Origin of the sequence: Aeromonas sp. DNRA1, assembly GCF_963888745.1 — a bacterium.
In the GTDB taxonomy this organism is placed as follows: Bacteria; Pseudomonadota; Gammaproteobacteria; order Enterobacterales; family Aeromonadaceae; genus Aeromonas; species Aeromonas hydrophila.
Map to the genome: position 1 here is coordinate 1 of NZ_CAWPKQ010000024.1, position 220 is coordinate 220.

At 50.9% G+C, this 220-nt stretch carries 1 rRNA gene; it reads right to left on the reverse strand.

Annotated elements, in window-relative coordinates:
• Positions 1-72 (reverse strand): 5S ribosomal RNA (rrf, locus tag AACQ43_RS22170); the annotation flags it as partial.
• Positions 73-220 lie beyond the last annotated feature (148 nt).

The window sequence follows — 220 nt, forward strand, 5'->3', positions numbered from 1 at the left end:
ATCGGCGCTACCGCGTTTCACTTCTGAGTTCGGCATGGGATCAGGTGGTTCCACGGCGCTATGGCCGCCAGGCAAATTCTTCAATCTGTGAAAGCTGATTTTGTTGTTCGTTCTCGGTATCTGCTACAAGCCTTAGAACACTTCTTGGGTGTTGTATGGTTAAGCCTCACGGGTAATTAGTATGGGTTAGCTCAACACGTCGCCGCGCTTACACACCCCA